This window comes from Thermoactinomyces sp. CICC 23799 (assembly GCF_016055145.1).
In the GTDB taxonomy this organism is placed as follows: Bacteria; Bacillota; Bacilli; order Thermoactinomycetales; family Thermoactinomycetaceae; genus Thermoactinomyces; species Thermoactinomyces intermedius.
In genome coordinates this window covers 435,257-441,297 of sequence record NZ_JAECVV010000001.1, presented here as the reverse complement: position 1 = coordinate 441,297, position 6,041 = coordinate 435,257, and the positions used below count along the sequence as shown (strand labels likewise).

The 6,041-nt window shown below is 40.2% G+C and carries 4 protein-coding genes and 1 pseudogene; all 5 read right to left on the bottom strand.

Features of this window, described 5'->3' with window-relative positions; translation table 11 throughout:
* A partial coding sequence (locus tag I8U21_RS15120; protein ID WP_198053182.1) for a M15 family metallopeptidase occupies nucleotides 1–237 on the bottom strand: 237 nt, incomplete at its 3' end.
* Between the two features lie 14 nt (nucleotides 238–251).
* Nucleotides 252–662: a phage holin family protein gene (locus I8U21_RS02400; RefSeq protein ID WP_198053181.1), complete on the bottom strand. Its 411-nt coding sequence runs from the start codon at nucleotides 660–662 to the stop codon at nucleotides 252–254.
* Nucleotides 663–684: 22 nt separating this feature from the next.
* Nucleotides 685–951, bottom strand: a complete 267-nt coding sequence (locus I8U21_RS02395; protein ID WP_198053180.1) for a hypothetical protein — start codon at nucleotides 949–951, stop codon at nucleotides 685–687.
* A 15-nt stretch (nucleotides 952–966) separates the two neighbouring features.
* A pseudogene (locus I8U21_RS02390) lies at nucleotides 967–3,789 on the bottom strand (phage tail spike protein).
* Nucleotide 3,790: 1 nt separating this feature from the next.
* Nucleotides 3,791–6,037 carry a phage distal tail protein gene (locus I8U21_RS02380; protein ID WP_198053177.1) on the bottom strand — a complete coding sequence of 749 codons (2,247 nt, stop codon included), beginning with the start codon at nucleotides 6,035–6,037 and terminating at the stop codon, nucleotides 3,791–3,793.
* Nucleotides 6,038–6,041 lie beyond the last annotated feature (4 nt).

Here is a 6,041-nt window from a genome sequence, read left to right as displayed (position 1 = left end):
TAAGCCGAAGTTGTGATAAGACTGCCCGGCTTTTGCATTAGTGACAATCTTACCCGGTTTTGTTCTTCCTTGAGCGTAAAGCTCATTTTGTTCCGCAAAAGTTCGCAAGCCATCTGTAATCAAAATATCCAAACCAGCTTTTTCTGCTTCAGTTAATGCCTTTTCTGCTGCAGATTTTACTTGTGGTTGCAATTCTGAAATTCGTTTTTGGTTGGTGCTTGCATAAGTCATGGCCATTAGAATCAACTCCTTTACTTCTGTTCTTTTTCAGTTTTGGTTGACTCTTCTTTCAGAACTTCAATTGCTTTTTGAAGTTTTGGCGGGATCGGTAATCCGGCACGACCAGCATTTTTAATAATGCTGATCAATTCGTTTACAACAAACCACATCAAAGTTGAATCCCGGATGACTTCGCCAGTGTTTAATAGTAAATCAGCTATGTGGGCAGTAGAAATCAAACAGAAAACCCCAATTTTCTTTGCAAGACCAACAGTTCCTTTGATTGAGGAAATTCTGCCCTTTTTTCCGGCGGCCATCATCCCGGTAATAACATCTAAAAACCACAAAGCTATAAAAATCACAAATAGATCATGCCAAGAACCAAAGATAAAAATAAGAACACCACCCAAAACAGAAGTTATGAGTTTAAGAACATATTCCATCGACACAACCCCTTCCACAGAATTAATCCCAGAAGTATTTGTACACGGTTAATTGCTCTGTCATATCGTACCTTTTGAGTGGTTCCACTGGATCACCCACTTCAGTGGGAATCGTATTGGGGATGTTGTCAGGAATAATAATAAAAGGGGTAACAATACCCCCTACACTATTCACCCGATAATCTGAAAAGATGTGAACCCCGTTTTCTCGAAATTCCACTTCCACCCTGTCATTCAACAAAGAATAAGATTCAATTACATCTCCATTGTGAAAAATCAGTTTTTTCATAGTAATTTCCCCTTCCTACCATGTGATTTCTAAAGTTGCAGTGGGTTCCATTACACAATAGTAATTTTGCGATGTGTTTGAGGTATAAATTGCAATTCCCTTAGCACTTCCATCCCGTAATGCACGTGCATAGGAAATTGGCAGTTCAACCCATTTTCCTTCTCCAATGTTGAAGTTGGCCAAATTCCCTGCACTGTTTGATAATGTTGGCATTTCGCCTTGTACTCCCGTTAAGTTATGGGTCCAGAAATACAAGGGAACTGGTTTATAATAACCACCTTTAGATTTTCGTTTCAGATAGATTCGAATGGATTTAGGATTTGTTCCAGCCAATGTTTGCCGGATATCACTGGAATTGAAAAACCACAAACCTCTATGTGTCCCTGCTGGTGACCATGAACCACCATTTCCTTGCTTTGGATCATCGGCATTCCAGCCATACACCGTATCCCAAGACTTGGTCAATGTCGCATTCCACGTTTTCTTTCCGGGTACTGAAGTTTCTGGAGCAGAACCTCCACTATCCAATGACCAAGATCCTTGAATAATTCCTCCGTTAATTGGTGCAGTATGTCTTTCTGGATTCGCTCCGGCAGGTTGTGTTCCGTATCCTGCAATAATTGTTGTATCCGATGCCTTCATACCAATCGGACCATTACCGGAACAATTCACAACCTTAATCATTGCACCAAAAACACCATAAATCAGAGAATCAGTTGCACCATAACAGCTAACATTTATCAGTTGAATATTTGCTCCTTCAGATGCTGCACAGAAGAGGGCTTTTTGAGATGCCTGGAGCGTCATGTTTTCAACAGTTACCCAGTTTGATACTAACGCTCTAATGCAGGCATAGGGTCCACTATCTTCAGGATGAGTTTCACCTGTATGAATGACCGTTCCATTTCTTAACCTGATCCTTTGTGTGCAGGAAGCAACCCGAATGAACCCATTTAACGTTGAACCGCCCAAATCAATTTGGACTATCCCGCTTCCACTCTTACCTGTCAGTTCAATGACTTCATTGAGTGTTGAATTTTCAGCAACATCAATTGAAATGTAGCCCTCATTGATTTCAGGAATCTGAGAAATCGCATGTTGCAATGACTGAAAAGCTGTGGACCAGGATTTCCCGTCATTATTGTCTGATCCGTTTACAGGATCTACAAAATATTCAACACGATCAAAATTCTTGGTTACGACATTGTTTCCAGAAATTTTTCCAACAAACAGTTCATCAAATCCACGTGTTTCAGCATCCAATTGACACACAATTTCATTTTGATCATCTAATAGTAGCATCCGACCATTTTTCCCAATACCGTCTACAACCCCTCCGAGGTATAAAGAACCTCCACGAACCCGGTCCGCCAACATGGTTCCGGCCACAATTTTGTCTGCATATGCACCGTCTCCGGTTATGAAGGTGCCTTCTGAGAAGTCCCACCCTGCTGCAGTTGCAGGATCATTTGCAGGATTTCTTTTGTTGGATAGTGCAATAATCCCATTGTTCAGTAAAATTGCCCTAGATGGATTATTGTCAGGTCTTTTGTCTAAAAGCAAAATACCATCATCAGTATGTCTTACAGTTCCTGATCCCCCAATAATTTCATTCCTGAGGGTATCAATATAACCCTCAAGCCAAGAGGTAGGAATAGTTCTATCTTGCTGACGTTTTTCCGTATCATAGTTCCGCTCAGCATCTTTGAAAGCATTTTGCACGTTCCCCATAACAATTTTTGTATTCTCCGGATTTAACAAATCACGTTCAAGCTCAACAATTCGTGCATCCAATCTAAGTTCAGGTTTGAATGTTTTATCTATACAAGTTACCGTATCCCCTAACCTCACGGCCTCGTGTTCATGCCCTTTCACAGATTCCAAATCAATTACTTCAAGTTCGTAACTGATCACAGGAAATTTCATCACTTTCAACGTTTCCCATGTTTTTTGAAGTAGAACTTCAGGATCTTCTTCATCTTCAAATTCAACAATTCTAGTCCTGTGGACTAAGCCATTTGGAGAAGGTCTGCCAAATTGCTGGAGGGCTTCTTCATCGCCCACCCAATCTTGACCTAAAGGTTTATCCACCGGATCACCTTTATCAACAGATCACTCTACTTCCCGGAAGTCAAGTTTACGGCCATATCCTGTCCCTTCCTCGTTTTCAACACCCTTTCCCCGACCAACCAAAGCTGTTGCCAAGTTGGAAGTATCAACCCTTCTTTTTACAGTTTTTATATCCTTGCCATAAACAAACCGTTTTCCTCTGTTGGTTCCTCTTTTCTGGACCAGGTCAACATATCGTGCAATAATTTTGTTTCCCACAAACTCAGTCCTGAACTGTAATTCTCCCCCAAACAGTTCAGCCAGTTCATGAATGCATTCAAGTGCAGTTTTGTTATAAAAAACACGGGTGCTTATTCCTGGTACATTAACATTCCCGACACTCCATCTTGTGTCTTGAAGTATTTGATTTAACATATACTCAGCATCACGATTTTCCGGTCTGATGTCTCTAATAACATAATCATTTAATTCCAAGCTCGAAGAATCACAAACAACCCGTTTAAAAAGACCATCTGAATGTTCATCCTCAATCTCCCGGATAACAAATTCATTCCAATTTCCATCCGGATCTTTATACAAGACAATGTTTTCCTCAATCAAATACTCTGCTTTGTCATGGTCAGAAGGAATCACAAATTCAAGATAGTTTTCACCATTAATGATTTCTCTGTGAATTGCTTCTAATAAAACAGAAGCAGTTCCCCGGTTTTGGAGAACTGCCTTAACCTTCTCATCTTTATCTAAAATCCACAGTTTCAAATTCTCCATATCACAACCACCTTTCTGTGAAAGCAACATCCACAGTTGCAACCCCTGCCGGATCAATTCCTATCACGTCACCATTTTCTACGGAAAAGAAATCCGAATCTAAATCAATGCTTTCCATGATGGAAGCACCATTTAAGCGGACCACTTGATTTTCACAGTCAACAACAAGCACATCATTGGGTTGGAAATTGTGGATCACTTGTATATATTCGTCACCGTCAGTGATTCGGAAATTATCAACACTTGCTGCAAATGTGATGGTGAACACAGGGTATGCTTCGGCGGTTCCTTGATAGACAATGTTGGAATCCCCTATAGCTGATAAAGTGTTATCAAACGGGTAAACATTGGCTGTTAAACTTGGTCCAGAAGGATCTGTAGAATTAGCACGTGCAGCAAAATAACTTGCATCCTTAAATTCATTAGATACAACCAAATCATCAATTAGACTACTCCATTGATTGTTTCCTTCCTTGTCACAGCCAATATATAAATAAACGGTGCCAATCAAATCTACAGATTCCACAGATACTGATTCGACCAATGAACCGTCTAAATATAACCAGAAAGTTGTAGCGTCCCATGTCAGCCCCAAATGATGCCATCCTATTTCAGGTGCTTCAGTTTCAGCTAATTTCTGACCATCATACCAAAATTCATATATGTTTTCGTTTCTAAATATCTGAGTCCGATAAGTGCCATCAGTATCAAGCAAATAACGAACCGAGCTTTTACCATCCTCATAAACGTAAAGGTCTACTGCTCCGTCTGTCTCTCCATCTGACGGATCTATCAAATCTTGGACATGAATTTTCAGGCTTTCACCTTCCCTTGTCCCAGTGGTATGCCATCCTGTTGCATAAGATTTTTGTTCTAACTGCCACCTAGAAACATTGTCAGGAGTTACTCGGATTGCGGAAGTTGCTGGACGGATTTTATAGCCTTGCTGTTGTATATACCATATCAATGTTGGTTCAAGAATTGGTGTTTGACCAGTGTCTGAAGTGGACAAGGTATACCGCAAATACAGGGATTTTCCTGACAAATCAGTTCCTGCAGGAATTAATTGGCCACCATTTTCAACTGTGGTCCAATTTGTTTGATCCAAACTTGATTCAAAGACAACGCTTGTTTCAAGAGGTCTTTCAACCTCCACCCATTCTAGAATTGAATTTTCAGCAATTCCGATTGAATCTACTGGGTATTCAGGAAGTTCAATGGTCAACTCCTGGTCCTTATAAATGCTTTCGCATTCTGCCCATAAGTCTTGCCTTTCAGGTGGGTTGATGAGTGCCCTGTATATTTTTGTTTTAAAATCAGGTCTTTTATAAAGAATATCCATCAATAAACATTCTGGGTGAACAGTGGTTCCCATGTATACCATGGCCGTCTTTTTCCCTGAAGTATCTCCTAAATATTCAACCTTACCAGCAAACCAGTTTTTCAACTTTTCCCTTTGTTCGGGTGTTCCTGCATTAGAATCTTCATCCTCCAGGTCATCACAAATGATCAAATCGGGACGGTGCCCGTTCCAGTTTGCCCCACGAATTGCCTGACCTGTTGAATATGCTTCAACCAAGGTTAACAAATTCGGAGTATCACCTGTATCTTCCCGAGCAATAAAGCTTGTGGAATTGTCTTGTTTGTTCTTCTGCTCTTTCGGATGTAAAAGTGGACCAAAATCGTTTCTTAACTTTTCATTATATTTAAGTTGTGTTTTTAACCAATCAAGGTTTTTCGTTGATACGTTTGGAGTTTCAGAAATTGCAATAATGTACTTTCTGTTTCTGAAAACTACTTCACGACAAGGAAAAGACTTTGAAAGGTATGTTGACTTTGCATGGCCACGTGGTGCAGCCACACAAATTTTTGCATTCTTTTCCACCAAGGAAACATGGTTCATGATATCGCAGATTTCCAAGTGAAAGTCTGCAAATTCATCTGGTGATTTTAAGTCAAACCCGTCAAGGTTTCCAGCTTTGTTGTCGGGGTTTCCAGCTTCGCTAAAATATTCCCAAGTGAAATAGGCCAAATCCACTTCTGACCTATGTACCCTCTTTAATCTTCTCACTTCTTTAGCAACTTGCGACATTTCAATTGCCTTTTCCGGATCAATGTCAACAAGTTGTTCAAGCTTAGTAATATTGTAATCAGATTTAACCTTTTCAATATACTTTTCGTAAGTTTCGATGATTTCTGCACGTTCTTCACGTTTGACAAATCGTTTTTCATCTGCAAGCCAAGCCAAAGCT

What these genes read in the sequence shown, in the direction of transcription:
- I8U21_RS02400 (WP_198053181.1), bottom strand. Translation starts at nt 662, where the DNA reads ATGGAATATGTTCTTAAACTCATAACTTCTGTTTTGGGTGGTGTTCTT.
- I8U21_RS02395 (WP_198053180.1), bottom strand. Translation starts at nt 951, where the DNA reads ATGAAAAAACTGATTTTTCACAATGGAGATGTAATTGAATCTTATTCT.